Here is a 22286-nt window from a genome sequence, read left to right as displayed (position 1 = left end):
ATCCGGCGACCTTTGTCGCCCCCATCGCCAGACACCGGGTTCCCGCCACAGCGGGAACGACGGATCCAGGAGCACATCGCATGTCCAACATCCTCATCGTCGCCGAACACCTCAACGGCAAGCTCAACGGCGCCACCGCCAAGTGCGTGTCGGCCGCCCAGGCCATGCAGGCCGAGGCCATCGACATCGTCGTGCTGGCCGAAGACGCTGGCGCGGTCGCCGCCGAAGCCGCGCGCATCGCTGGCGTGCGCAAGGTGCTGGCGGTCAGCAACCCCGCGAACGCCGCGCCGGTCGCCCAGGTGCTCGGCCCGCAGGTGGCAAAGCTCGCCGCCAGCTACTCGCATGTGTTCGGCCCCTCCACCACCTTCGGCAAGGACCTGATGCCGGTTGTCGCCGCCCTGCTCGGGACCGCGCAGGTCTCCGACGTGATGGCGGTGGAAGGCAGCCACACGTTCAAGCGGCCGATCTATGCCGGCAATGCCATCGTGACCGTCGAGGCCCCAGCCGACCGCCCGGTGGTCGCCACCGTGCGCACCGCGTCCTGGAAGGAGGCCGCGATGGATGGCAACGCCACCGTCGAAGCGAGCACCGTCGAAGCCGATTTGCCCTCGCACACGCGCTTCGTCGAGCTCGCCGCCGGTCGCAGTGACCGCCCTGACCTGCAGAGCGCCAAGCGCGTAGTGGCCGGTGGCCGTGGCGTCGGCTCGGAAGAGAACTTCAAGATCGTGTTCGACTTCGCCGACAAGCTCGGCGCCGCCGTCGGTGCCTCGCGCGCGGCGGTGGATGCGGGTTATGTGCCCAACGAGATGCAGGTCGGCCAGACCGGCAAGATCATCGCGCCGGAACTCTACGTCGCCATCGGCATCAGCGGCGCAATCCAGCACCTGACCGGCATCAAGGACGCCGGCACGATCGTCGCGATCAACAAGGACCCGGACGCGGCGATCTTCGAGGTTGCGGATATCGGGCTGGTGGGAGATCTGTTCCAGGTCCTGCCGGAGCTGGCGGCGCATCTCCAATAACGCCAAGCAAGCGAAGCTTGGGGCTGTCGACGCTGATCGATCAATTCCGAGGCACGTCTACCAGGTCACGCGCAACACGCTCACCGCTCCCAAGAAGCAATAAGGATTCCGATGCCTATCACCGCGCCTCCAATCCAGACCCTGGATGGTATGGCTTCGCCTAGGAACAGCCGGGCAAACATCGGAACCAGGAGGAAGGAAAGTCCGTAGAACGGGAATGCTTGTGACAGGGGAACGCGAGCGAGCACAGCCAGCCAGAGCACGGTGGCGAGCCCATAAATGGCCAGCGCGACCAAGAGCGTCCACGACAGGAACGTCTCCGGGCGGGTGAACGAGATGCCCCCTGATGCAAGTTTGAAAAGGACCTGTCCACACGCAAGCATGGTCAGAGTCACGAGGATCATCGCAACCGTAGTGATCGTCATTGTGTCGTCCTCTTTTGCCATGCAACGTACTCCCGACTTCATGCCGCCCCCCAGGCACCGGACAAGCGACTGACGTCCCCGCCCCATCACCCAACGAGATCCAACCCGTGAATAACCGATTATCGCGCAGCTTCGCGCGGTTGCCACAGCCCGTTGGCCGGATGTCGCATCTTTCAGCTGCCGTGCGGTGGGATTGGCGCTGGTGCCTTCTCGTCGCGTTGGCATGCGTGTGCTACGTCGGATTTGCACTCAGCCCGTCTTCCTATGCTGCGGGACTGGAGATGCTGGGACAGCCGGTGACGGGGACAATCCTCGGCTCTGCGCGCGGCATCCGTTCCGACGAATGGATGGTGTTGACTCCGTACATGCAGATTGCGGTGGAGAACGACTTCGCGACAGCGAATTCGATCTCTCCGTACCAGGAAAGTCTTCGTACCTTCCAGGCTCTACCCTTGCGCGACTGGGCATTGTTGTTCAAGCCCTATCACTGGGGCTTTATCGTCGCGCCGCCAGCCTATGGCTACTCCTTCTATTTCTTCTTCCTCGCAGCTGCGTTCATCGTGGGGTGGGCGCTGTTCGTACGCAAGCTCGGACTGTCCGTCTGGGTCTCCGTGCCAATCGCCGTCGCCCTCTACTTCTCCCAGTACGTGCAGGCATGGTGGACGACCAACGCTGGTGCGTTCGCCCTTGCGCCATGGGTAGCGCTCGCATGGATGTACTCAGGCAACCGTCTCGCGCGGATCGGTTTGACCGCCTACGCCATCCTTGTCTGGCTGTTGTCATGCGCGTATCCGCCGTTCCTCTATTCCATCGCCCTGGCGATCGGTTTCCTCATCCTGGGCTTCAGGCGTGACGCAATCCGCGTGGGGACCCTCTTCGACGCCACGGTTGCCGGCAGCATCGCTCTCGCGCTGTTCATCGGATACTTCCACGAGCTGATCGATGTGATGCAGCAGACCGTATATCCGGGGCGCCGCATCGCCGCCAGCGGAGGAGTCGGCCTGGAGCGTCTTCTCGGCCACTTCGCCCCAACTGCGCTGATCAATGGTTACGAGCCGTTGCCACGCTTCACCAATTCCAACGCTTGTGAGATCGCGGTCCTATCCACCCTTCTGCCGCTGTTCGCGGTGTGCCTTGCGGATCACCGCCGATTCCGCGCCTGGATGCAGGATCACCGCTGGAGCATCTTCGCGATCCTGGTCGGGCTGGGGGTGTTCGCGGCATGGATGTTCTTGAGCGTCAACCCGCTGATTGCGCGCGTCTCCGGGCTGTACCTCGTACCACCCGCCCGCGCTCTTGTCGGTTTCGGGCTCCTGGTGAACATTCTCGCCGCCGCCTATCTGGCTATCGCGGGGGTACGCGTCTCCACCGTTCGCGCCCTGCTTCTAGCTGGCGCGGCCGCAGGAGCTGTCGCCGTGAAATATCTTCTCGGCGATGGATCCATCAGCGGGACCTTTTCCCGACTCGACTTGGTGCCACTCGCAGCTGTCGTCGTGGTGCTCGGCGGTATGGCAATCGTGCACTCCGCCAACGCACGCACCGTCCTGGTTTGCTGGGTAGCAGCGGGGGCGAACCTGGCCATGTTCGGTCTGTTCAATCCTGTGCAGGTCGCCCATCCCATCTTCAACCTTGATCGGGAACTAGTGCGCTCGACGCTGCTCGAGCGCGGAGCCGTGCTGGACGAACGCGGCACGCTCGTGGCGCCCGGCCACTATGGGGCGCTGATCGCCGGCGCCGGGATTTCAAGCATCAATCACGTGCTTTATGCCCCCCAGCTCGATTTCTTCCGCGGATACTTCGGAGACATGGAGCCCGCAAGGTTCAATGAAATCTTCAATAGGTACGCCCACGTTTCAGTAATCGAAGGAAGCGAACCGGTGCTGATGGCTGCGGATTCCGTGGGCGTGCCCTTCGACGTCATGGCGGGCCGGATGGAGCGCGCTTTGACGCCCAAGCCTGAGCCGGAGCAGGTCGCCCTCATGAGCGAGCGACCCGATGTCGCAGTCGATCTCGCCAATGGCCACATAGACGACATGATCATTGACCAGCACGGCCGGTTTCGCCTTGCTGGCTGGTCCCGAACGCCCCCCGGCGCGCAATCCATGATCGGCCTGTGGTCGAATGCGGGGATGCAGGACGTGCTGGTAAAACGGGTGCCTCGCCCAGACGTTGCCGCTGCCGTTTCAACGGCGCTCGCCCACTCCGGCTTCATCGTCGAAGGATTCCTCGAAGATCCGAGCGCTGACACCGAGTTGTGCGTTGTTGGATTAGCGTCGGGTGCCGTGGATACCACCATGGTTTTTCCCGACGGATCCCGCACCTGCACCCATCTCGGGATGCTAGATAAGGGGGAATCACCATGATCAATTCATCTCCAGCTGGGTTCGCCCCCCCCCCTCCGTCGCCGTGGTGATTCCCTGTTACAGGGTGACCCGCCACGTGCTGGGCGTAATCGACCGCATCGGCCCCGAGGTCAACCGCATCTTCTGTATTGACGACGGATGTCCCGATGGGAGCGGCGATTTCATTGAGGCCCACTGCCGGGATCCGCGCGTGAACGTGATCAGGCATGCGCAGAACCGTGGCGTTGGGGGCGCCGTCATGACGGGGTATGCCGCAGCGATCGCCGCGGACAGCGACGTCATCGTCAAGATCGATGGCGACGGGCAGATGGATCCGGCGCTGTTACCTGAATTCGTCGCCCCGATCCTGAGCGGCAACGCCGATTACACCAAGGGCAACCGCTTCTGGGAGCTCGGCGAGATCCGTCGGATGCCGCCAGTTCGCCGGGTTGGCAACCTTGGCCTTTCGTTCATGGCCAAGGCTTCATCAGGCTACTGGGACGTTTTCGATCCCACTAATGGCTATACGGCGATACACGCGAGTGTCGCAAGCTATCTGCCATTCGACTCGATCAGCCAGCGGTACTTCTTCGAGACCGACATCCTGTTCCGCCTCAATACCCTCCGCGCAACGGTCAAGGACATTCCTATGACCGCGCACTACGCGGATGAGACGAGTCACCTGAAGATTTCGAAAGTGATCGGGGAGTTCGCCGTCAAACACGTGCGCAATGGACTGAAACGGATCGGATACAGCTACTTCCTCCGCGACATGCCGGTCGCTTCGATCGAACTGGCGATAGGCCTGCTGCTACTCACGTTCGGCGTGCTCTTCGGTGGATACCACTGGTACCAGTCCAGCGTTGCCGATACCAGCACGCCGGTCGGCACGATCATGATCGCGACCATCGCAATCATTTCAGGCTTGCAGTTTCTGCTTGCCTTCGTCAGCTACGACATCGCGAACACGCCTCGGACCCCAATGCACCCCGTCATCCGCCGGCGACCTGTGCCCATGCCCAATGCCCTGAAGGACGGGGGTATCAGGGATTCGGCCGGATAACAGGCACATCCCATCTCGGGTTGTGCCTGGGCATCACTTAACCCCGTGGAGGATAGGCAAGGGTGAACGGCGCATTGACCAGCGAGAAATTGACGTTGTAATAAGGGTCCGCGCTCAGCAAATGGCCCCAGCGCGCCTTCATAAGCGCCTCTTCCCGCTTGAAACGGGCGATCTTCTCTGGCGTATCCTCATAGCCGCGCGATGCGGATTCGTGGTGATAGAGTTCCGCGAAGGGTGTCCAAAGGTTGCGATAGCCCGCCTCCCTGACGCGGATGCAGAAATCGACATCGTTGAATGCAACGACGAGATCCTCGTCGAGGCCGCCGACCTGCTCAAACACGTCCCTGCGTAACACGACGCAAGCCGCAGTAACGGCGCTGAGGTTCTGCACAAGTCCTGCCCGATGCTTGTCGCCCGGATAATCGCGTGGCATCCCCACATAGGAATGCCCGGCCACACCGCCGATTCCCAGGACGACTCCAGCGTGCTGGATCGTGTCATTTGGGTAATACAACATGGCGCCGACCACACCGATTGCGGGGCGAATCGCGTGCGACACCATCTCCGTCAACCAGTCCGTGCTGATCACCTCGATATCGTTGTTGAGCAGACCGATCAATTCACCGCTGGTCTGTGCGACACCGAAATTATTGATCTTCGAATAGTTGAATGGCGCGTCGTACGGCAACACCCGCACGTTCGACATCGTTGCAAGTGAATCGAAATACTTGAGCGTTTCGGTTTCGACAGAACCGTTGTCCAGAATTACGATCTCGTAATTCCGATATGTCGTCAACTTCAGGATGGAATCCACGCACTGCCGCAGGAGATCGACCCGGTCACGCGTGGGGATCAGCAGGCTCACCTTCGGAGCGGGCTCCGGAATCGCATGACTGATCCGGTAGTAGCCGCTGAATCCGGGCATCTCCACCACCTGCGCAGGTGTGCCGGTACGGTCGAAGTGATCCTGGATTGCGCGCATAGCCGCAAGGTGGGCGTAGCTCTTCTCACCGGGAGCCAGCGCGGTCGAGCCTTCGATCATGCGCCAGTGGTAGAGCACCTTCGGGATATGCCCGATCTCATCCGCACCGAGTTTTTCGGTAACTCGCAGCGTCAGATCCCAGTCCTGTGCGCCGTCGTAACCTTCGCGGAACCCACCCACCTCCAACATGAGGTCGCGTTCGTACACCCCCAAATGACAGACGCAATTCTGTGACAGGAACAGGTCCGGGTTCCAGTCCGACTTGAAGTACGGGTCGCTGCGCTTGCCTGCCGAATCAATCTTGTCCTCATCGGTAAACAGCATCCGCCAGCGTGAATTCTTTTCGAGCTCGAGCGCGCACCACTGCAGTGCTAACGGATGCAATGCGTCGTCGTGGTCGAGCAGCGCAACATATTTCCCGGAAGCCAAGGCCAACGCGCTGTTCGAAGCAGCCGCGATGTGCCCGTTGTGCGAGCGCCTTACCGCCTTGATGCGCTCGTCGGCCGCGACGTACGACTGGACGATTTCCCACACATGAGGAGATGTCGACGCGTCGTCCGCGATACACAACTCCCAGTGCGGGTAGGTCTGCGCCAGCACGCTGTCAATACACGCTTTCAGCCACCGCGGGTCGGTGTTGTAGGTCGGCACCAGGATAGAGAAGACCGGCGAAGACGAGAGCTGCGGCATCGTCTCAAGTGTCAGCGCAATTCCATCGGCAGATACATCGTCGTAGAACTCGAGCCAGACGTCGTAGTCGGAAAAGCCGCCGACCGAGCCCTGCGACGAATACAGACGATAGAGCTTGTCTGCCATCCGCCGTGGTCCACCGGCCATCAGATCGGCCCCGCTCGCGGTGATGAGCTGCAGGCGCCCGGCGCTCGTTCGGGTGCCCCATAGCGCACGCAACATGCAAGCTGCCGCACCCACCTTCCCGAGGCGTCGAAGGGAGAAATCAGTGACCCGGAACTCGGAAGGCAGCGTAGAAGGATCGAATCGCAGCGCGGACAGCGTGTCCACGAAGCGCACAAGCCATTGGACACGATGGATTCCTTTGCGGGCATTGCCCAGCGGAAGCGCCAGCGCGTCGTCTTCCGTCACGAAGCCGCGTCGGTAGTCCGGGTACAGGACCGGCGCATGTACAGTACCCCTGAGCACCTCGATCTCGAGGTCAAGACGGTACCAGCCGCCATCCATGCCACCGGCCGGCAACGGAACGTCCAACGCAGGGTCGTTTCCTGATGCCCGCCAGAAGGCCTCCTGTCCCGCCGTTGTGACGCGCTCCACCTGATGAAGTGGAAGCAAGGAAGAATGCAATTTCATAGAGCCTCGGCTGGTATGAGTCTTCGGCGGACAGGTAATGACGGAGACCGTGTGACGTGAGCACCACCCGGTCAAGGTGGTGGGATTCAAATGCATGGCGACGTCGGTCTACGTCGCCGCGAGTTGTACAGGGAGGTGTTCGGGGCGAACGATGGCCTAACCCGAACGCCCGCGACGCGTGAGTCTGCGCCACCAGTATCCGAAGGAACGGCGACGAACCCATGTCAATAGCACTTCCTGCTGTTGCTCCATGCGTGCCAGGTCCAAGCGCCTGAGTTCGTCCACCTTTAGCGTCGTGGCCTCGACCAGGGAAACAAGCAGCTTCTGGCGCGCTACTACGTCAGGGATCGCATCGACAACTGGCTGCAATCTCGCTTCGCGCCTCTCGAGCTCCCGGAGTCCAGACTCCAGACCCTGGCGCATCCCTGCGAGCTCCTGCAGCGCAGCGTTCAGCGCGGCGTCGAGTCCCTGCTGCGTGTTGGCCAGTTCGCGACCGTGAGCCTGCAACGCCTCCCGATAGTCTTCGATGTGTCCACCGACCTCGGACAATACCGTCTCGACACGGTAGCGGACCTCGACACGGATCATCGTGCCCGGCTCGAACGTCTGCGTTTGGTCCTGCACATCCACGACGAAATGAGGGTCGTCGCCTATCGCCCCGATACGACATGCATCACTTGCGCGGATCGAAGGAAACGGAAACTCGTTGAGCCCGCTGATGCGCGAGTGCAGCGGCTCGACTGCGCGACCGCAGATCAAGAGCGATTCCAGCGCGTAAATGCCAGGCCGACTGTCGGGATCGATTCGCAAGGTATCAAGTTTCTGGCCTTCAGGAATTTCGAAGACCACGACTCGGCGGTTGCCATCGCAAACCGGCTCCGCAGACACCGCCCGGTCCTCGCTGAAGGGTTCGGTTCCGGCCTGGAAGTAGAGTCGGGCCGCACCTGGTGCCAGCACCGGTAGCGATGGTCGCCAGAGTTCGCGCACAGCCGCGAACTGCAGCGTCGTATCCACCTGGACCTGATGCTCCCTCTGTCGCTGGATCTCCTGTTCCAGCGGCAGCGGACCCTCATGGTAATGCGCGGCCAGGGGTTCCAGCCGGCGGGCGATACTGTCGAAGGCCGCGGACAAATCGTCGGCCGGGTTGGCGGCCCCGCGCAGTGCAAGCCCGAACAACTCCAGGGCCAGCGGTTCGAAGGGAGACACACCCTCGTCCAGCTCCCCTACCTTCTGGCGTCGCAATGACGCGTCGAGGAACCCGTCGATCTCACCGATGGCTGTATCCGGCGTGTCGGGAACAATGTCGCCCAGCGCATCGCGCAAGCCGGCCAATGCCTGCCGCCAGCTGGACAGCAAGTGTTCGTATGACAGAAACGCACGTGCCACTCCCCTGCTACCCCGCTCCGCCTCCAGCAGGTACACCATCCAGAGGAGATGCGCCCTGGACCGCGACAGGCCATCGCGCTTGCGCAACGATGCGGCCACCTCATTCGGATGCCGCACCATCAAGACTGCGCCAACATCGAGTCGAAGCGCACGCGCCACATCCAGCCACAAGGGAACGAAACGGCTCGCCCGGGGATCCTTGACGGCAACGAAGCGCGCCTGCTTCGCCATCGAACGCACCAGCGCCGACAGCCCATCGAATGCCTTGTCCGCCTCCGCGGTCTCTCGCCATTGCGCGGACAGGGCCCGCGGATCCTGCCATCCGCGGGCAAGGCCATGCAGCAGCGACTCGTGCACGTCAACGATCCGGCTATTCTCGAAGTACCCTTTTGGATTGTCCGGCGTGGGAGCCAGGAGTTCCTCGCCGAGTTCGGCACCAAGCTTCTGCAGCACACCCGTCAAGGCTGATGTGCCGCTGCGATGCATGCCAAGCACCAGCAGCAACTTGCTGCCGCCTTCGCTCACAGTCGCGCTCGTGCCGGTGCCGTCGGAATCACCCAGAATATTCGCCATCTATACCCCCTGATCCAGTCTGCGCGCCGAGCCCATCAGAGCTGACGCACACTGATGTCCATCTGCAGCGGGAATACGCCTGTGAAGTCCGCCCTCCGATCATCCACGACTTCGAAAGAGAGCATTCCCTCCTGCCTGGAAAGCACCGTGGTCCGCTCGATCGAAGGCGCGTCGATCACGCGCGTCCTGATCCGGTAGACGCCCTGCTGAAAGGTGGCCGCGAACTCGAGGCCGACTTCGACGATGCCGTCATACGGGTCGAGCCGGATGCGTTTGCCAGACAGCTGCAAGCCCCGGTTGTCGAGAATGTCTACGATCACCCCGGGATGGCGGATGTCCTGGCCAAGCTGCACCCGGAGACCCACCCGGATCGCCTCGCCATACTGGACACCGATATGCTCGGTGCCATTCACCTCGGCACCAACGACGCAGGCGGTACCAAGGCCATACCCACCCTGCAGCGCGGACACCTTTGCGCGTCCAGCATCCTGCTTCGCAAGCGCATCTGCATGCGTGCGGTGCAGGTACTCCGTCACAACCTCCTCGGGCAATCCCTCCAGGATGATGCGACCGCGCTCCAGAAGCATCGCGCGATGGCAGAACGCCTTGACGGCATTGAGGTCATGCCCCACGAAAAGAAGCGTCGTACCACCCGACAGGATCTCGTCGATCCGTGCCATGGCTTTGGCCTGGAAAGCCGCGTCGCCAACGGCAAGTGCCTCGTCGACGATGAGGATATCGGGATCGGTATGGACCTGGACGGCGAATGCGAGCCGCAAAGCCATGCCCGAACTGTATGACTTGACGGGTTCGTCGACGAAACTACCGATGTCTGCAAACGCGAGGATGTCATCCATCCGCTCGCGGATCTGCGCGGGATCGAGACCAAGGATGGCGGCGTTGACCCGCACGTTTTCGCGGCCGGTAAGTTCCGGATTGAAACCGGACCCGAGCTCCAGCAGCGCAGCCACCCGACCGTTCACCGATACGGTCCCGCGAGTGGGTTGCAGTACGCCGGCGATGATCTGCAACAGCGTGCTTTTGCCGCTGCCGTTATGTCCGATGATTCCCAGCGCTTCGCCGCGCTTGAGCGTGAAACTGATCGAATGCAGCGCCTCGTGGCGATGCAGTCGCGCATGCGCGCGGCTCGCAAACCAGTTGGACAATGGCCGCGACGGTATGGAGTGCGCGACCCTCAGCAGCAACGGCACCCACAGGCGGCTCGCCGGCGTGCTCCACAGGTGATACGTCTTGCTGACCTCGCGTACCAGCAAGGCGGTATCGGAAGCGATCGCAGGCTCTGGTCGGGACGGAAGTTCCTCTTGAGCGAGCGTGGGGTTCATTTCATTGCCGCAACGACGAAAGCCGCCTATGCTACGCCATTGCGTGAGGGCGCGCGCCGGTCGACGGCGCGATTCCCGCCGTCGGCACTGGATAGCATGAGCGCATCGCTGAACGCGTCTTTTCACCTCTGGCGGACACTGGTCGGCCAGGACCTGGCGACACGATATCGCGGCTCATTGCTCGGAAGGGCGTGGCCGGTTCTGCTGCCCATCGTGATGCTGACGATCTACGCGTTCGTGTTCGGCGTCGTGTTCCGTGCGCGATGGCCCGGCCTCGCTGAAGACGACCATCTGGGGTTCACCCTCAACCTGTTCGCCGGCCTGCTCGTCCACGCGATGTTGGCGGAGTCGGTGGGCCAGGCGGCCGGGCTCTTCATCCGTCACAGCAATTTCGTCCGGAAGGTCGTCTTTCCCCTTCCGGTCCTGGTGGCCGTGCCGTTGGGAAGCGCGGCATTCCACGCAGGCATCGGGTTGGGGATCCTGGTGGCCGTCAATGCCATCTGGGGCAACGGCCTGCATCCCAGCGTGCTGGCGGTACCTTTCATCCTCGCGCCCTACCTCGTCATGCTGCACGGCATCTGTCTCTGCCTCGCGGCATTGGGGGTCTACCTGCGGGATCTTTCGCAGATCACCGGCGCCGTGGTCACGATTGCGCTGTTCACGTCCACCGTGTTTTTCCCGCGGGAAATGGTGCCGCCGGTATTGGCCCATGTCGTTGACCTCAATCCCATCAGCTGGCCCGTGCAGGCGATTCGGGATGCGGTCCTGCGCGGCGAATGGCCCGTACCGACCCGGGATTACGTCACCTACTGGCTGGTGGCGCTGTTGCTGCTGGGCCTCGGACGGCTGTGCTTCGACCGGCTCCGGCGGGGCTTCGCCGACGTGCTCTGACGCTGGGCGAGATGCATCCCGAGGCGCGGCCACGGCCCCAACGGGTCCTCTTCCATCGATTCTTCGGCGGGTATACCGGGGGTCATGGCAAGGTGCACGATTACTTCAATCACGTCCGCAGCCACCCCGGCTGGTGGGCCCAGGTCCACATGGACCCCGCCAGCAGCTGGGACGACAACCCATGGCGGGATGATCCTGACGCCCTGAGCCCGAGTTTCGACCCCGAGGCGGCCGATGTGCTGTTCCTCGGCGGCATGGACTGGTTGCAGTACCCGGTCGACCACCACGACAAGCCGGTGATCAACCTGGTCCAGCACGTGCGCCATGCGGATCCGGATGAGCCGTTGTTCCAGTTCCTCGACCGCCGCGCGATCCGTATCTGCGTCAGTGAGCCGGTCGCGCATGCGATCCAGCGCACCGGGCGCGTGCGCGGGCCCGTCGTGGTCATCGACGCAGCCCTCAACCTTCCTCCGGTGGCTCTGCCTGCTCACAGGTCGGGGGTCTTCATTGATGCGATCAAGCGACCCTCACTCGGCCGCCGGATCGCCGACCTGCTGTCCCCGCACTGCGATGTGCTGCTGTCCGATCGCAGGCTGCCGCGGTCCGAATACCTGGGTGCCATGGTAAGCGCGGAGGTTGTCCTCACCCTTCCCCACGATACGGAAGGCTTCTACCTGCCAGCCCTCGAGGCGATGTCGTTTGGATGCGCGGTGGTCGTTGGCGACTGCGTTGGCAATCGGGCGTATTTGCGGCCTGGCGTCAATGCCCTGGTGGCCGATGATGCTGCAAGCTACGCGACAGCCGCGCGCACGCTTCTGGCCGATCCGGATCTGCGCACCCGACTGGAGCAGGCCGCCCGCCAGACCGCCAACGCGTTCGGACTGGAGCGCGAACGCAAGGCCTTCCATCGGGTACTCGACGCCGTGGACGAGCTGTGGAGCAACGCATGACCCCTCGCAATATCGCGGTGACCGGTGTGCCGCGTGGCGGCACCACGCTGGCGTGCCATCTGCTCGATGCCTGCGACGACACGGTGGCCCTTTTCGAACCGATGGACATCCACGCGCTGGACCCCAGTCCCGCGAAGGCCATCGGCCAGGTGGACCAGTTCTACTCCGACACCCGCCATCAACTCCTGGCGTCGGGCCAGGCCCTGAGCAAACACCGGGATGGAACGGTTCCCGACAATCCGTTCGACGAACCGGCCTCCGACGGCCGGCGGCGCCTGGTGGTGGAACATGGTGCGATCCATGTCGGCCGCCCGGCACAGGGCTTCACACTGGTCATCAAACACAATGCGGCGTTCACTGCGCTGCTGCCTGACCTGGCGGCGCGTCTGGAGTGCTTTGCGATCGTGCGCAATCCGCTGGCGGTGCTGGCGTCATGGAATACCGTGGAACTGCCCGTGTCGCAGGGCCGGGTGCCCGCGGGCGAACACTTCGACGCTGCGCTGCGTCTCCGTCTCGATCAAACGCCAGAGCGGCTCGCACGCCAGGTCATGGTGCTGGAATGGTTCTTCGCACGGTTTCGCGCGCATCTGCCGCCTACCCGTGTTCTCCGTTACGAGGACGTCGTTGCGACCGGCGGAGCGTCGCTGCGCCAGGCCATGGCATTGACCGGCGCGGCGCGGGAGGACCTGACGCCACGCAACACGCGATCCATCTACCGCGCCACGCCGGTCAACCGCCTCGCTGAGGCCCTGCTGCGACAGGCCGACCCGTCGTGGACCCGGTGGTACGACAGCAATGCGATCGCGGATCTTGCCGCTGCCCTCGAGACGCCGCCTGCATGAGCGCGCCCAGGATCGGCTTCATGATCGGGGGGGTGCAGAAGGGCGGTACCACGGCGCTTGCCCAGTATCTCGGACGACACCCTCAATTGCGGTTGCCAGCCTGCAAGGAAGCGCACGTCTTTGACGCGCCTGACTTCGATGAGCGATGGACGGCGGATGCGATCGATGCGCGCTTCGAACCATTGTTTCCAGGCGGGTTCGACATCGACTCGGGCATCCTGCACGGCGATGCCACCCCCATCTCCATCTTCCACCCCGCATTCGTGCGCAGGATCGCACGCTACAACCCCGGCATGCGGTGGATCGTGCTGCTGCGCGACCCGGTGGAGCGGGCCATCTCGCAGTACTACATGGAGCGGGGTCGAGGCGACGAATGGCTGCCGTTGCCATTGGCGCTGCTGGCCGAGCGCTGGCGGCTCAAGGGACACGAACACGATTTCGGCCATGGTTCGCCACTGCGCCACCATAGTTACCTGGCCCGGGGGCGCTATATCACCCAGTTGGACGTGTTGACCGCGGCATTCCCTCCATCCCAGGTGCTGCTGCTGCGTAGCCGCGATCTGCGCGAGTTCCCGCAGCAGACAGTGGAGCAGGTCGTCGACTTCCTGCAGCTGCCGCCGTTGAGGACCTCGCAGACCCACGGAACCGTCTTCGCGGGGGAGTGGCAGGGGCGGTGGCTGCCCAACGCGTTACGACCTTGGCTGGGGCTGCTTTACCGGGGCGAGCTGGAGGCCCTCCGCGCGCGTTATGGCATAACGCTCGCCCCCTAGAGCCTCTCGCGTAGCCACATTACGTCGCTTTGCCGCCCACGGTGCAGGCTGCGATACTTCACGCCCGCCGCCCGATCGCCATTGCGGCAAGGCGTTACCGCCGTCGACCGCCGCGGCGCAACCGACCGACCATCCGGATATCGACAGCATGAACCGACTGACCCACCGTCTCGCCGCCGCCATCGCACTCACGCTGGGCGTCGCCGCCTGCGCCCCGACGACCCCCGTTGTCGAGGACGTGCCCGTGGAAGCCCTGCCGACGTTCGAGGTTCCGGCTCCGGCCACCGCGCAGCAGCGTGAGCTGGCAGGGCGGCAGGTCGAAGAACTCGATCGCATGCTTGCGCTCGACACGCGTTGCAATTGGCTCGACCCTGCCGCGCGCGCTGCGCTTGCGGCGACAGCGGAGGAGCGTCGCGCGTGGCTTGCCTGGCAGAACGGCGAACCGGCCGCTCCGCAGCCCGCCGATACGTCTTGCTCGAACAAGGAAGTTCGCACCGCCGTGGAATACGGTAGCTGGCAGATGCGGGTGACCTGGGCGCTGCGCGCGCACGCCCTGCTCGACCGTAGCGGAGCGACGAGCTGGCAGTCCGGGTTGAGCAGTGTGGAAGCGCAGCGTGCCGCACTGCAGGAAGCATCAGACGGGCTGGAAGCGCGTTATGCCGCGTCCATCCAGCAGGTGCGCCCGGGGATCGAGCGTGAGGCGCAGCAGATGCTGGCGACGCGTTGCCGCGCAACCGCCTGCCCCACCCTCCCGGACGACCCGGCGTTTGCAGCGTATGCCGACGTGTGGGTGAAACAGGCCGAGGCCTATGCTGTCGTTCTTGCGGGTATGGACGACAAGCTCGGCGCCCCGCCGGTGGACGAAGACGCGGACAGCGCGCCGTAAGTAACGCAGGACCCGGTGCCGGCGGCCGCCCGAGGCAGACTGCCGCCGCCCACGGGTGAGCGGGTCGACTCGTCTGGTTCCGCAACACCGCACACGCGATAGTCGAAGGGCAACCACCGCGCAATGGCCGTTCGCGCGCCATTGAGCACGTTGAGGCGGGATGGCATTGGTGGGAGCGCCACATCCCCGTGGCGCCGCAGGCCGGATGCGTGCACCCGACTGGCTCCAAACCACCAGAGCCGACGACCCGAACCTACGCCCGATCCATGTGAACGGGCTACCGGCCAAGCATGAACCTTTGCATTCGCTGCAGCCGGTCGCAGCGGGGGCAGCCATGCCCGCGTGTAACACCTCAGTGACAAACACCCTGATCGACCCGGCGGTGACCCTTTGAGCAGGGCCGAGCACCTGGTCATCGCGGATCCGCGCGGTTGGGCCCACGCCTGAGGCCGCGCTGAAAACAAAAGAAGCGGGGGGCTTGCGCCCCCCGCCTTATCTAGCGCCGGTTGTCAGAAGACGACCGGTGAGCGCCCTTCTTACAGACGGGTGCTCGGGGTCAGCCACTCGATGCCCTGTTCCTTCTCAGGAGTCAGGTTGGTGACCACGCCGGTGTCGAGGTTGCGGTTCAGCGCCGAAGCCTTGAACGAATCGCACTCGGCGGTGACGCGCACGTACCAGCGGCCGGTGCCGTCGCCGAAGGAGCCGTTGCCCTTCGAGGAACCGTTCTCCAGCTCGTCCGAGTTGAAGTGCTGCGAGGCGTGCGCCGGCAGGTTGAAGGTGACCTCACCGCTCAGGCGACCTGCGTCGTCCTTGGCGTCAAGCGTGACCGGGCAGACGTCCGCAGTGTTGTTGGTGATGCGGAGGAACGACTGCGCACGGCTGTTGGCGCCCGGGTTGACGTTCTGGAACACCATCGTGCTGCCGTTGATCTGCAGCGGCGACAGGTTAACGTTAACGGCCGGCGGGTTGCGACGCTGGGTCGACAGCTGGTAATCGACATTGACGCTGGCCGACAGCGCCTGCGCAATCATCTCATCGCTATCATCGGCACGCAGGCAGACGTACACGGTGCTGGGAGTCGGTGAAGCATTGGTGACGTTGGCGAACAGATCATTGCTGGCTGCTGCCTCGAATGCGATCGTATCGCCCGCGGCGTTCACGACGCCGGCGAGGCTGCCCGTCGCATCACAGCTTGCAGCGGAATTAAGGAAAGCATCGCCGCCGCCGAACGCCCTCAGGTTCGAGCCCTTCACGTCGATCTTGATCTGCGCGGTGGCAACAACGTTGTACTGCGGATTAGTAGCCACAGCACTGAAGTTGTTGACATAGCTCTCGGTCGCACCCGCACCGGTCTCCATGGCCTTGGCGATGTCGATGACGATCGAGCCAGGCGACCACAGCGTGTTGACGGCAGCAGGAACGTTTGCGCCACCCACGGAGCCCGTCGGCGAGAAGCGGGTCTTGCGGCCGTATGCGTTGGCACCGGTACCGCCGCCAGCAACGTCAATGCGCGTGTCGGTGTTAGCAGCCGGGCTGGACGTAATGTTCAAACCCCAAACGGAACGGGCAATCGTTTCACCCGCAGCAAGAATCTGCTGACCGACCGAGTTCTGGGCAGTGATTTCCGCACCGATAAAATTCTGGGTAAAAAGACCCTGAACCAGATTCGTCACCTGCATGCTGTTAAGACGCAGCGCGTAGTCGCCAGCTGCGCCCACCGCGCCCTGCCCCGGAGCATTGAAGGTGAAATTCAGTTCTTGGCCGTCAGCCGAGTAGTACGGCGCGCCAACCAGGAGGCCAACGAGGTTCTGGCCGGTGCCGCCCAGCTGGGCACCAACAAGGAAGCCCTCCACGAAGGTACGGGCGTCAGCGGTGGCGTCAAACTTCGCACCGTTGGTCAGCGTTACCTTGACCGTAACAGCATTGTTGGCCGGCGTAACAGTCGCGATGCGCGTGGCGTCATCGCCGGTGGCGCGCAAGGTGAGCTCGCTGGGTGTGTTGATGGTGGTGCCGTTATTGACGATCAGGTCCTTGGCGAACGTGATCTGCTGGTTCGCCTCATAGGAGAGCGAGGCCGCCGAGGCGAGGCCCGGCAGCGCGACCGCGGCGGCCACAGCAGCGGCGAGCAGGGTCTTGTTGAACTTCGTCATCTGTAACTCCATTAGGTGTAGGCAACTAAACGTTTAGTTTGCAAGTAGCTCTTACCGGTTACCCGTTCTCCCCGGTACCGTCGGGCGAACCCTCTGGCAACCGGTTGCATCCTTGAAGCCTGGACAGACGACATGTCCCCCGGACCCCCCGAACCGCAAGCTACCGCCGAACGTTAACCAACCCTTAGTGCAGCGTCAAGCACGATCCCGCCTCTTCAGGATCAGGACGACTACCTGACTAGGAGACGGGCCTATTCATCATCATGGGACTGCTTACATCGTCACATGCGACGGAAAATTGACGCGCCCTTCACAGAAAAAGCAAGGGTTTTGGCCAATTTTGCCGACGTGCGGAGCACCGCGCTCAGCGCGTTAGCTGATGTCGTGCTAGACGGCGATATCGTTCGCGCTGGTGATGGCCAGGATGATCCCGATCATGATCACGCCAATCACCGAACCTATGAGCAAAATCGCCAGCGGCTCCAATAGCGCAAGGAACTGTTTCATGCGGGCGCGACCGGTGTTTTCGCACAGCCGTGCGAGTGACTGCAGCATGGCGGGCAACTCGCCCGAGCGTTCGCCCACTCGGATCAGGTTGTAGCCGGTGGCGGTGAGGGTGGCCTGCTCCTCCAGGGAGTCCGCAAGCGTCGCGCCGGCGCGGACGTTGCGCACCACGTCATCCAGGCGTGCGCGCCGGCCGGGCGCGCGCACGCCGGCCTGGGCGAGTGACAAGGCATCCAGCAGCGGCACCCGGTTGCCCAGCAGCGTGGCGAGGATGCGCGCCCACGCCGCGGTCTCGGCCTCCACCCGCCAGGCGCCGATGACCGGCAGCGATTCCAGGCGCTCGTAACCCCTGGCCCGTGCCTGCGGATCCTGCAGCGAGCGCCAGGCTGCAGCGCCTGCCCCTGCCAGCAGCACCAATAGCACCCACCAGTATTCACGGGCGAACATGCCGGTACTGAGCACGGCCCACCCGAGCCATGGAAGCTCGTCCGCGCGCGTCAGCAGCGTGGCGAACTTGGGGACGACGAAGGTGAACATCAGGATGACCGCCCCGATGCCCGCGGTCACCAGCACCGCTGGGTAGGTCAGCGCCTGGCGGATCTCCGACTGCACCTGCTGGTCGTATTCCATCTGGCTCACCGCATCCCGCAGCGCCTTGCCCAGCTGGCCGGATTTCTCACCGCTGAGCACCAGGGTCCCGACGTATGGCGGCAACGGGAGGCCGGTGTCGAGCAACGCCTGCGAGAACGACTGACCTCGACGCAGAGCGGCCGAAATGGTCTCGAAGGCCGCGAGCAGGCGCGGATGGTGTGCCGACCGGGACTGCGCGCCGACCGCCTCGGCCAGGCCCACCCCGGACTCCAGCAGGGTGGAGAGTTCATGCAGCGCCAGGATGACGTCGCGACCGCGCATGCGGCGCTCGCGCAGGCCCCGCCTGCCCGGGAGGGCCTGGACCTTGTCCGGGCGCAGCGATACCACCGACAACCCCCGGCGCTCGAGCAGCCGCGCCGCTTCACGCTCGGTCGCGGCAGCGATGTCGCCCTCGAGCACCGCCCCTTCGGCGTTGATCGACTTGAACCGGAACCTCGCCATCAGACTGCCGTCACCCGCAGCACTTCATCCACCGTGGTCATGCCCTGCCAGGCCTTGAGCAGGCCGTCCTCGCGCAGGAAGCGGTAGCCGCGCTCGCGCGCCATGGCACGCAGCTGCTGGTGCGTTGCACCCGCGACCACCGACTGCTGCATGGCCTCGTCGACCGGCACCAGTTCGTAGATACCGACGCGGCCGCGATACCCCGTGCCCTGGCAGTGGGGGCAGCCGACGGCCTCCATCCACCTTGGCTCGGAGCCTGCGCCAAGGACGCGCCCGGCCCAGTGCGCGGCTTCCTCCATGATGGCCGGCAGCACGGATGCGCCCGGGCGGGCGCACTGGGCGCAAAGCCGCCGCACCAGCCGCTGCGCCTGCACCCCCTTCAGCGGGGTGGCGACCAGGAACGGCTCCACGCCCATGTCGATGAGACGGGTGAACGCACCCAGCGCGTCATTGGTATGCACGGTCGACAGCACCAGATGCCCGGTCAGCGCGGACTGGATGGCGATCTCGGCGGTCTCGCGGTCGCGGATCTCGCCCACCATGATCACGTCAGGGTCCTGGCGCAGGATGGACCGCAGCGCGGTCGCGAAGGTCAGCCCGATATCGGCATGGGCCTGGATCTGGGTGATGCCGGGGAGCTGGAATTCCACCGGGTCCTCGACGGTGATGATCTTCTTCAGCCCGTCGTTGCTGGCGGCCAGCGTGGCGTACAGGGTGGTCGACTTGCCCGAACCGGTCGGGCCGGTGACCAGCACGATGCCGTGAGCCTCCCGGCTCCATCCCTGCAGCATCTGCAGATGGTCGGCCTCCATGCCCAGCCGCTCCAGCGCAAGATCCTTGCGCTCCTTGGGCAGCAGGCGCAGCACGATCGATTCGCCGTGAACACCGGGCAGCGCGGAGGCGCGGATGTCCATCAGCTGGCCGCTGGCCCGCGTGCTCAGGCGGCCGTCCTGCGGCAACCGGCGCTCCGCGATATCCATGCCGGAGATGAGCTTCAGGCGCGATGCCACGGCATTGAAGCGCTCGCGTGGCAGGCGCAGGCGGGCATACAGCACGCCATCGATCCGGAAGCGGACCACGAACTGGTGTTCTTCGGGCTCCAGGTGGATGTCCGAGGCGCGCTGCTCCACTGCCTGCGCCATCAGGTTGTTGACCAGCTCGACCACCGGCGCCTCTTCGGCCAGCTCGCGAAGGTGGCGAACATCGTCGCCGTCGTAGCGACCGCCCTCGCCCTGCTCCCTGATCAGCTGGTCAAGGGTGCGTTCCACCAGCTGGGCCGGCGCGAGCGCCGGGCGGATGTCGCGACCGGCATACAGATAGTCCAGTGCTTCGCGCAGCGAGGGATCAAGCGGATCCCGACCCGCACACCAGGCCTGGCCATCCGGGTCCTGCCACAGCAGCACCTCGCGGTCCTGCAGCCAGTCGAACCCCGGTTCACCCCCACCTTCGGGAAGCACCCATTCGCCGGGCGTCGCTGGCAGGGCGACGTCGCGCCCGACAACCGGCAGCGCCAGCTGGCTGGACAGTGCCTCGACCAGTTGGTCTTCCGACAACGCACCGATGCGCACCAGCAAGCTGCCCAGCCGCGCGCCCACGGAGCGCTGCAGTTCCAGCGCCCGCTCGAGATCGGAAGGCCGGATCGCCTCGCGGGCGAGCAGCAGCTCACCGAGCAGGGGGGGCGCATCCCCGATGGCAGGCTGGGCACTCATTACGGATCCGGCGGCATTTCGGGCGCGTATTGTGTCATGGCCCGACTACAACCCCTCCCCGCACGCCTGCGCGCGGATAGAATGGGCGGGTCCCGTCCTGGATCTCCGACATGCGTATGCGCCGCCATCCCTCCAAGCCCCGCCTGGCGCGCGGGTTCACCCTGCTCGAGATGATCGTGGTCCTCGTGATCATCGGCCTCATCATGGGCCTGGTCGGGCCGCGGCTCTTCAGCCAGGCGGACCGCGCCAAGGTGCAGACCGCGGAGACCCAGGTGCGGATGCTGCGCGGGGCTCTGGAAACGATGCGCCTGGACATCGGCCGGGTGCCGACGCAGGAGGAAGGCCTCCGGCTGCTGACGGAACGCCCGACAGACCCTGCGATGGCGCAGCGCTGGCAGGGTCCTTACCTGGAAGACGGCGTGCCGCAGGATCCATGGGGCAATGCGTACCAGTACTCGCCCAGGCCGTCCGGGCACCATTCCTTCACCCTGTACTCGTTCGGTGCCGACGGCCAGCGCGGTGGCGAGGGCCACGACGCCGATGTCGGTCAACTGCCGGATTCGTGAGTCGCGTGCGGGGCTATACCCTGCTGGAAATCCTCGTGGTGGTTGCCCTGCTCGCGCTGGCGACGTCGCTGGTGGCCCCGGCGGGCTACCGGATGATCACCAGCTGGCGCGAAGCCGGTGAGGTGGACGAGGTGCTGCAGTCCATCAGCGCGCTGCCGCTGCGCGCGCGCGCGGCCGGACGCGAACTTGTCCTGCCGGACCCTACGACCCAGGACCTGGCGATACCGGATGCGACGCACGTCGAGCTGCCCGACGGCTGGCGCCTCGAAATGCACTCACCACTGACGGTGCGCGCAAACGGTGCGTGTTCGGATGCCGCGGGCATCCTGCATACCACGCGCCAGCTCATCGATTTCCGTGTGGCAGCACCGTTCTGCGCGGTGCGCCGCGTTGCTGCGGACGGCCAGTGACGGTGCGCGCCTGCCGACCGCCCGTACGTGCGCGCGCGACCGGGTTCACCCTGCTGGAGGCCATCGTGGCGATGGTGGTCATGGCCACGTCGCTGCTGGCGCTCTACAGCTGGCTGTCCACATCCACCTTCGCACTGACCCGGGCGCAGGCACAGGCGCGGTCGCTCGAGGACGCCCGCACCGCACTGGCACTGGTCGAGGACATCAATCCTTTCGAACACCCCAGGGGTGAGCGCGACATCGGGCCGTTGCAGGTGCGCTGGCAGGCCACGGAACTGACGGAGCGTCGGCCAGGGCTGAGCAGCGTCGGGTTTCCCACCCAGTTCGACTTCATCCTCTACGACGTCGAGGTGGAGGCCCTGCGCGACGAGCGCGTGGTACGGACCTTCAACTTCCGAAAGGCCGGATGGGAGATCACCCGCCCCATCAACCTGGAAGAAGAATGAGCAGGTCCAGTGAGTCCGGCATGACCCTGCTGGAAATGCTGGTGGTACTGGTCATCGCCAGCATGGCCCTGGCGCTCGGGTTCCAGTCACTGGGGCAATGGCGACGCGCAAATGCCGCCATCGAAACCCTGACCCTGCAGGGCCGGCAGATGATGCTGTCGCGCAGCTGGCTGGAATCGTCAGTCCGGGGGCTGCACCCGGTGGAAGATACGCCCTTCGCGGGCCAAGGGGACCAGTGGACAGGCGTGACACTGCAACCGGTGCTCGCAACACAGGGTGGCGCCACCGCGGTGAGCTGGCGGATCGAACGCGGGGCGGGTGGCGTGGTGGTCCTGTCGTTGGAGGAAGGGAGCCAGGCGCTGGAGCTGCCTCTGGGTGAAGTCGCCGACGCCCGATTCGAGTATCTCGACCCGGAAGGTGGCCTGCACCCGCAATGGCCACCCGCGCTGGGCCTCAACGACCACCTGCCGGCCGCCGTGGGTCTGGTTCTTGAAGGCGCACTTGGGGATCAGCGGGTCTGGCTGGCCCCGGTGATCGGCATGCGCAATCCGGTTCCGGTGATGTATGAACCCGAGACGGATTAGTCCGAAGCGGCGCCGCCAGTCAGAAGG

The 22286-nt window shown here is 64.5% G+C and carries 19 protein-coding genes; 12 read left to right on the top strand and 7 right to left on the bottom strand.

The genetic code is table 11. From position 1 onward, the window contains the following. The first annotated feature begins 80 nt into the window (after positions 1–80). On the top strand, positions 81–1022 hold the full coding sequence (locus tag ERL55_RS03130) for an electron transfer flavoprotein subunit alpha/FixB family protein (RefSeq protein WP_129135130.1): 942 nt from the start codon (positions 81–83) through the stop codon (positions 1020–1022). A gap of 80 nt (positions 1023–1102) precedes the next feature. On the opposite strand, the gene ERL55_RS14895 is transcribed toward ERL55_RS03130, so the two are convergent. Continuing rightward, complete coding sequence (locus tag ERL55_RS14895; RefSeq protein ID WP_164972109.1) at positions 1103–1468, bottom strand: EamA family transporter; 366 nt, start codon at positions 1466–1468, stop codon at positions 1103–1105. Positions 1469–1608: 140 nt separating this feature from the next. Here ERL55_RS14895 and ERL55_RS03120 point away from each other — a divergent pair, with 140 nt between their 5' ends. Continuing rightward, on the top strand, positions 1609–3810 hold the full coding sequence (locus ERL55_RS03120) for a hypothetical protein (protein WP_164972108.1): 2202 nt from the start codon (positions 1609–1611) through the stop codon (positions 3808–3810). 7 nt (positions 3811–3817) lie between these two features. Next, positions 3818–4852: a glycosyltransferase family 2 protein gene (locus ERL55_RS03115; protein ID WP_129135127.1), complete on the top strand. Its 1035-nt coding sequence runs from the start codon at positions 3818–3820 to the stop codon at positions 4850–4852. A gap of 37 nt (positions 4853–4889) precedes the next feature. Here ERL55_RS03115 and ERL55_RS03110 read toward each other — a convergent pair whose 3' ends face one another. The 3 genes from ERL55_RS03110 to ERL55_RS14890 all read right to left on the bottom strand — a co-directional run bounded on the left by ERL55_RS03110 (position 4890) and on the right by ERL55_RS14890 (position 10459). Further along, complete coding sequence (locus ERL55_RS03110) at positions 4890–7157, bottom strand: glycosyltransferase family 2 protein (RefSeq protein WP_206733356.1); 2268 nt, start codon at positions 7155–7157, stop codon at positions 4890–4892. Positions 7158–7313: 156 nt separating this feature from the next. Continuing rightward, on the bottom strand, positions 7314–9116 hold the full coding sequence (locus tag ERL55_RS03105) for a hypothetical protein (RefSeq protein ID WP_129135126.1): 1803 nt from the start codon (positions 9114–9116) through the stop codon (positions 7314–7316). Positions 9117–9151: 35 nt separating this feature from the next. Continuing rightward, complete coding sequence (locus tag ERL55_RS14890) at positions 9152–10459, bottom strand: ABC transporter ATP-binding protein (RefSeq protein WP_164972107.1); 1308 nt, start codon at positions 10457–10459, stop codon at positions 9152–9154. A gap of 96 nt (positions 10460–10555) precedes the next feature. Between ERL55_RS14890 and ERL55_RS03095 the strand changes: the two genes are divergently transcribed. From ERL55_RS03095 to ERL55_RS03075, 5 genes are all read left to right on the top strand, one after another. After that, positions 10556–11350 (top strand): ABC transporter permease, encoded by a 795-nt coding sequence (locus ERL55_RS03095; protein ID WP_164972106.1) that lies wholly within the window; start codon positions 10556–10558, stop codon positions 11348–11350. A gap of 92 nt (positions 11351–11442) precedes the next feature. Continuing rightward, positions 11443–12300: a glycosyltransferase gene (locus tag ERL55_RS03090; protein WP_164972105.1), complete on the top strand. Its 858-nt coding sequence runs from the start codon at positions 11443–11445 to the stop codon at positions 12298–12300. Further along, positions 12297–13142, top strand: coding sequence for a hypothetical protein (locus ERL55_RS03085; RefSeq protein ID WP_129135123.1), 846 nt, complete (start codon positions 12297–12299; stop codon positions 13140–13142). The genes ERL55_RS03090 and ERL55_RS03085 overlap by 4 nt, the downstream gene beginning before the upstream one ends. Further along, the gene (locus ERL55_RS03080) at positions 13139–13912 is read left to right on the top strand and encodes a sulfotransferase (RefSeq protein WP_129135122.1); all 774 of its coding nucleotides are present in this window, start codon (positions 13139–13141) and stop codon (positions 13910–13912) included. Before ERL55_RS03085 ends, ERL55_RS03080 begins: the two co-directional genes overlap by 4 nt. A gap of 148 nt (positions 13913–14060) precedes the next feature. Further along, positions 14061–14798 (top strand): hypothetical protein, encoded by a 738-nt coding sequence (locus tag ERL55_RS03075; protein ID WP_129135121.1) that lies wholly within the window; start codon positions 14061–14063, stop codon positions 14796–14798. A gap of 536 nt (positions 14799–15334) precedes the next feature. On the opposite strand, the gene ERL55_RS03070 is transcribed toward ERL55_RS03075, so the two are convergent. From ERL55_RS03070 to ERL55_RS03060, 3 genes are all read right to left on the bottom strand, one after another. Then, complete coding sequence (locus ERL55_RS03070; protein WP_129135120.1) at positions 15335–16948, bottom strand: hypothetical protein; 1614 nt, start codon at positions 16946–16948, stop codon at positions 15335–15337. Positions 16949–17335: 387 nt separating this feature from the next. Continuing rightward, positions 17336–18502: a type II secretion system F family protein gene (locus ERL55_RS03065; protein ID WP_206733355.1), complete on the bottom strand. Its 1167-nt coding sequence runs from the start codon at positions 18500–18502 to the stop codon at positions 17336–17338. Between the two features lie 41 nt (positions 18503–18543). Beyond that, positions 18544–20253: a GspE/PulE family protein gene (locus ERL55_RS03060; protein WP_129135118.1), complete on the bottom strand. Its 1710-nt coding sequence runs from the start codon at positions 20251–20253 to the stop codon at positions 18544–18546. A 110-nt stretch (positions 20254–20363) separates the two neighbouring features. Between ERL55_RS03060 and gspG the strand changes: the two genes are divergently transcribed. From gspG to ERL55_RS03040, 4 genes are read left to right on the top strand one after another with little or no spacing between them, the layout of a single operon-like run. Further along, entirely contained in the window at positions 20364–20819 is a 456-nt protein-coding gene (gene gspG / locus ERL55_RS03055) for a type II secretion system major pseudopilin GspG (protein WP_206733354.1), read from the top strand. A gap of 5 nt (positions 20820–20824) precedes the next feature. Then, complete coding sequence (locus tag ERL55_RS03050) at positions 20825–21229, top strand: prepilin-type N-terminal cleavage/methylation domain-containing protein (RefSeq protein WP_164972104.1); 405 nt, start codon at positions 20825–20827, stop codon at positions 21227–21229. Further along, the gene (locus ERL55_RS03045) at positions 21226–21675 is read left to right on the top strand and encodes a prepilin-type N-terminal cleavage/methylation domain-containing protein (protein ID WP_206733353.1); all 450 of its coding nucleotides are present in this window, start codon (positions 21226–21228) and stop codon (positions 21673–21675) included. The genes ERL55_RS03050 and ERL55_RS03045 overlap by 4 nt, the downstream gene beginning before the upstream one ends. A gap of 20 nt (positions 21676–21695) precedes the next feature. Continuing rightward, on the top strand, positions 21696–22259 hold the full coding sequence (locus tag ERL55_RS03040; RefSeq protein WP_164972102.1) for a type II secretion system protein: 564 nt from the start codon (positions 21696–21698) through the stop codon (positions 22257–22259). Positions 22260–22286: the final 27 nt, after the last annotated feature.

It is taken from the genome of Luteimonas sp. YGD11-2, assembly GCF_004118975.1.
GTDB lineage: Bacteria > Pseudomonadota > Gammaproteobacteria > Xanthomonadales > Xanthomonadaceae > Luteimonas > Luteimonas muca.
Note: the sequence above shows the minus strand (reverse complement) of the source record. Positions and strands in the feature narration are given on the sequence as shown.

Excerpts from the sequence above, each read along its gene's own strand:
- ERL55_RS03130 (WP_129135130.1), top strand. The coding sequence starts at position 81 with ATGTCCAACATCCTCATCGTCGCCGAACACCTCAACGGCAAGCTCAAC.
- ERL55_RS14895 (WP_164972109.1), bottom strand. The coding sequence starts at position 1,468 with ATGGCAAAAGAGGACGACACAATGACGATCACTACGGTTGCGATGATC.
- ERL55_RS03120 (WP_164972108.1), top strand. The coding sequence starts at position 1,609 with ATGTCGCATCTTTCAGCTGCCGTGCGGTGGGATTGGCGCTGGTGCCTT.
- ERL55_RS03110 (WP_206733356.1), bottom strand. The coding sequence starts at position 7,157 with ATGAAATTGCATTCTTCCTTGCTTCCACTTCATCAGGTGGAGCGCGTC.
- ERL55_RS03105 (WP_129135126.1), bottom strand. The coding sequence starts at position 9,116 with ATGGCGAATATTCTGGGTGATTCCGACGGCACCGGCACGAGCGCGACT.
- ERL55_RS14890 (WP_164972107.1), bottom strand. The coding sequence starts at position 10,459 with ATGAACCCCACGCTCGCTCAAGAGGAACTTCCGTCCCGACCAGAGCCT.
- ERL55_RS03095 (WP_164972106.1), top strand. The coding sequence starts at position 10,556 with ATGAGCGCATCGCTGAACGCGTCTTTTCACCTCTGGCGGACACTGGTC.
- ERL55_RS03085 (WP_129135123.1), top strand. The coding sequence starts at position 12,297 with ATGACCCCTCGCAATATCGCGGTGACCGGTGTGCCGCGTGGCGGCACC.
- ERL55_RS03080 (WP_129135122.1), top strand. The coding sequence starts at position 13,139 with ATGAGCGCGCCCAGGATCGGCTTCATGATCGGGGGGGTGCAGAAGGGC.
- ERL55_RS03075 (WP_129135121.1), top strand. The coding sequence starts at position 14,061 with ATGAACCGACTGACCCACCGTCTCGCCGCCGCCATCGCACTCACGCTG.
- ERL55_RS03070 (WP_129135120.1), bottom strand. The coding sequence starts at position 16,948 with ATGACGAAGTTCAACAAGACCCTGCTCGCCGCTGCTGTGGCCGCCGCG.
- ERL55_RS03060 (WP_129135118.1), bottom strand. The coding sequence starts at position 20,253 with ATGAGTGCCCAGCCTGCCATCGGGGATGCGCCCCCCCTGCTCGGTGAG.
- gspG (WP_206733354.1), top strand. The coding sequence starts at position 20,364 with ATGCGTATGCGCCGCCATCCCTCCAAGCCCCGCCTGGCGCGCGGGTTC.
- ERL55_RS03040 (WP_164972102.1), top strand. The coding sequence starts at position 21,696 with ATGACCCTGCTGGAAATGCTGGTGGTACTGGTCATCGCCAGCATGGCC.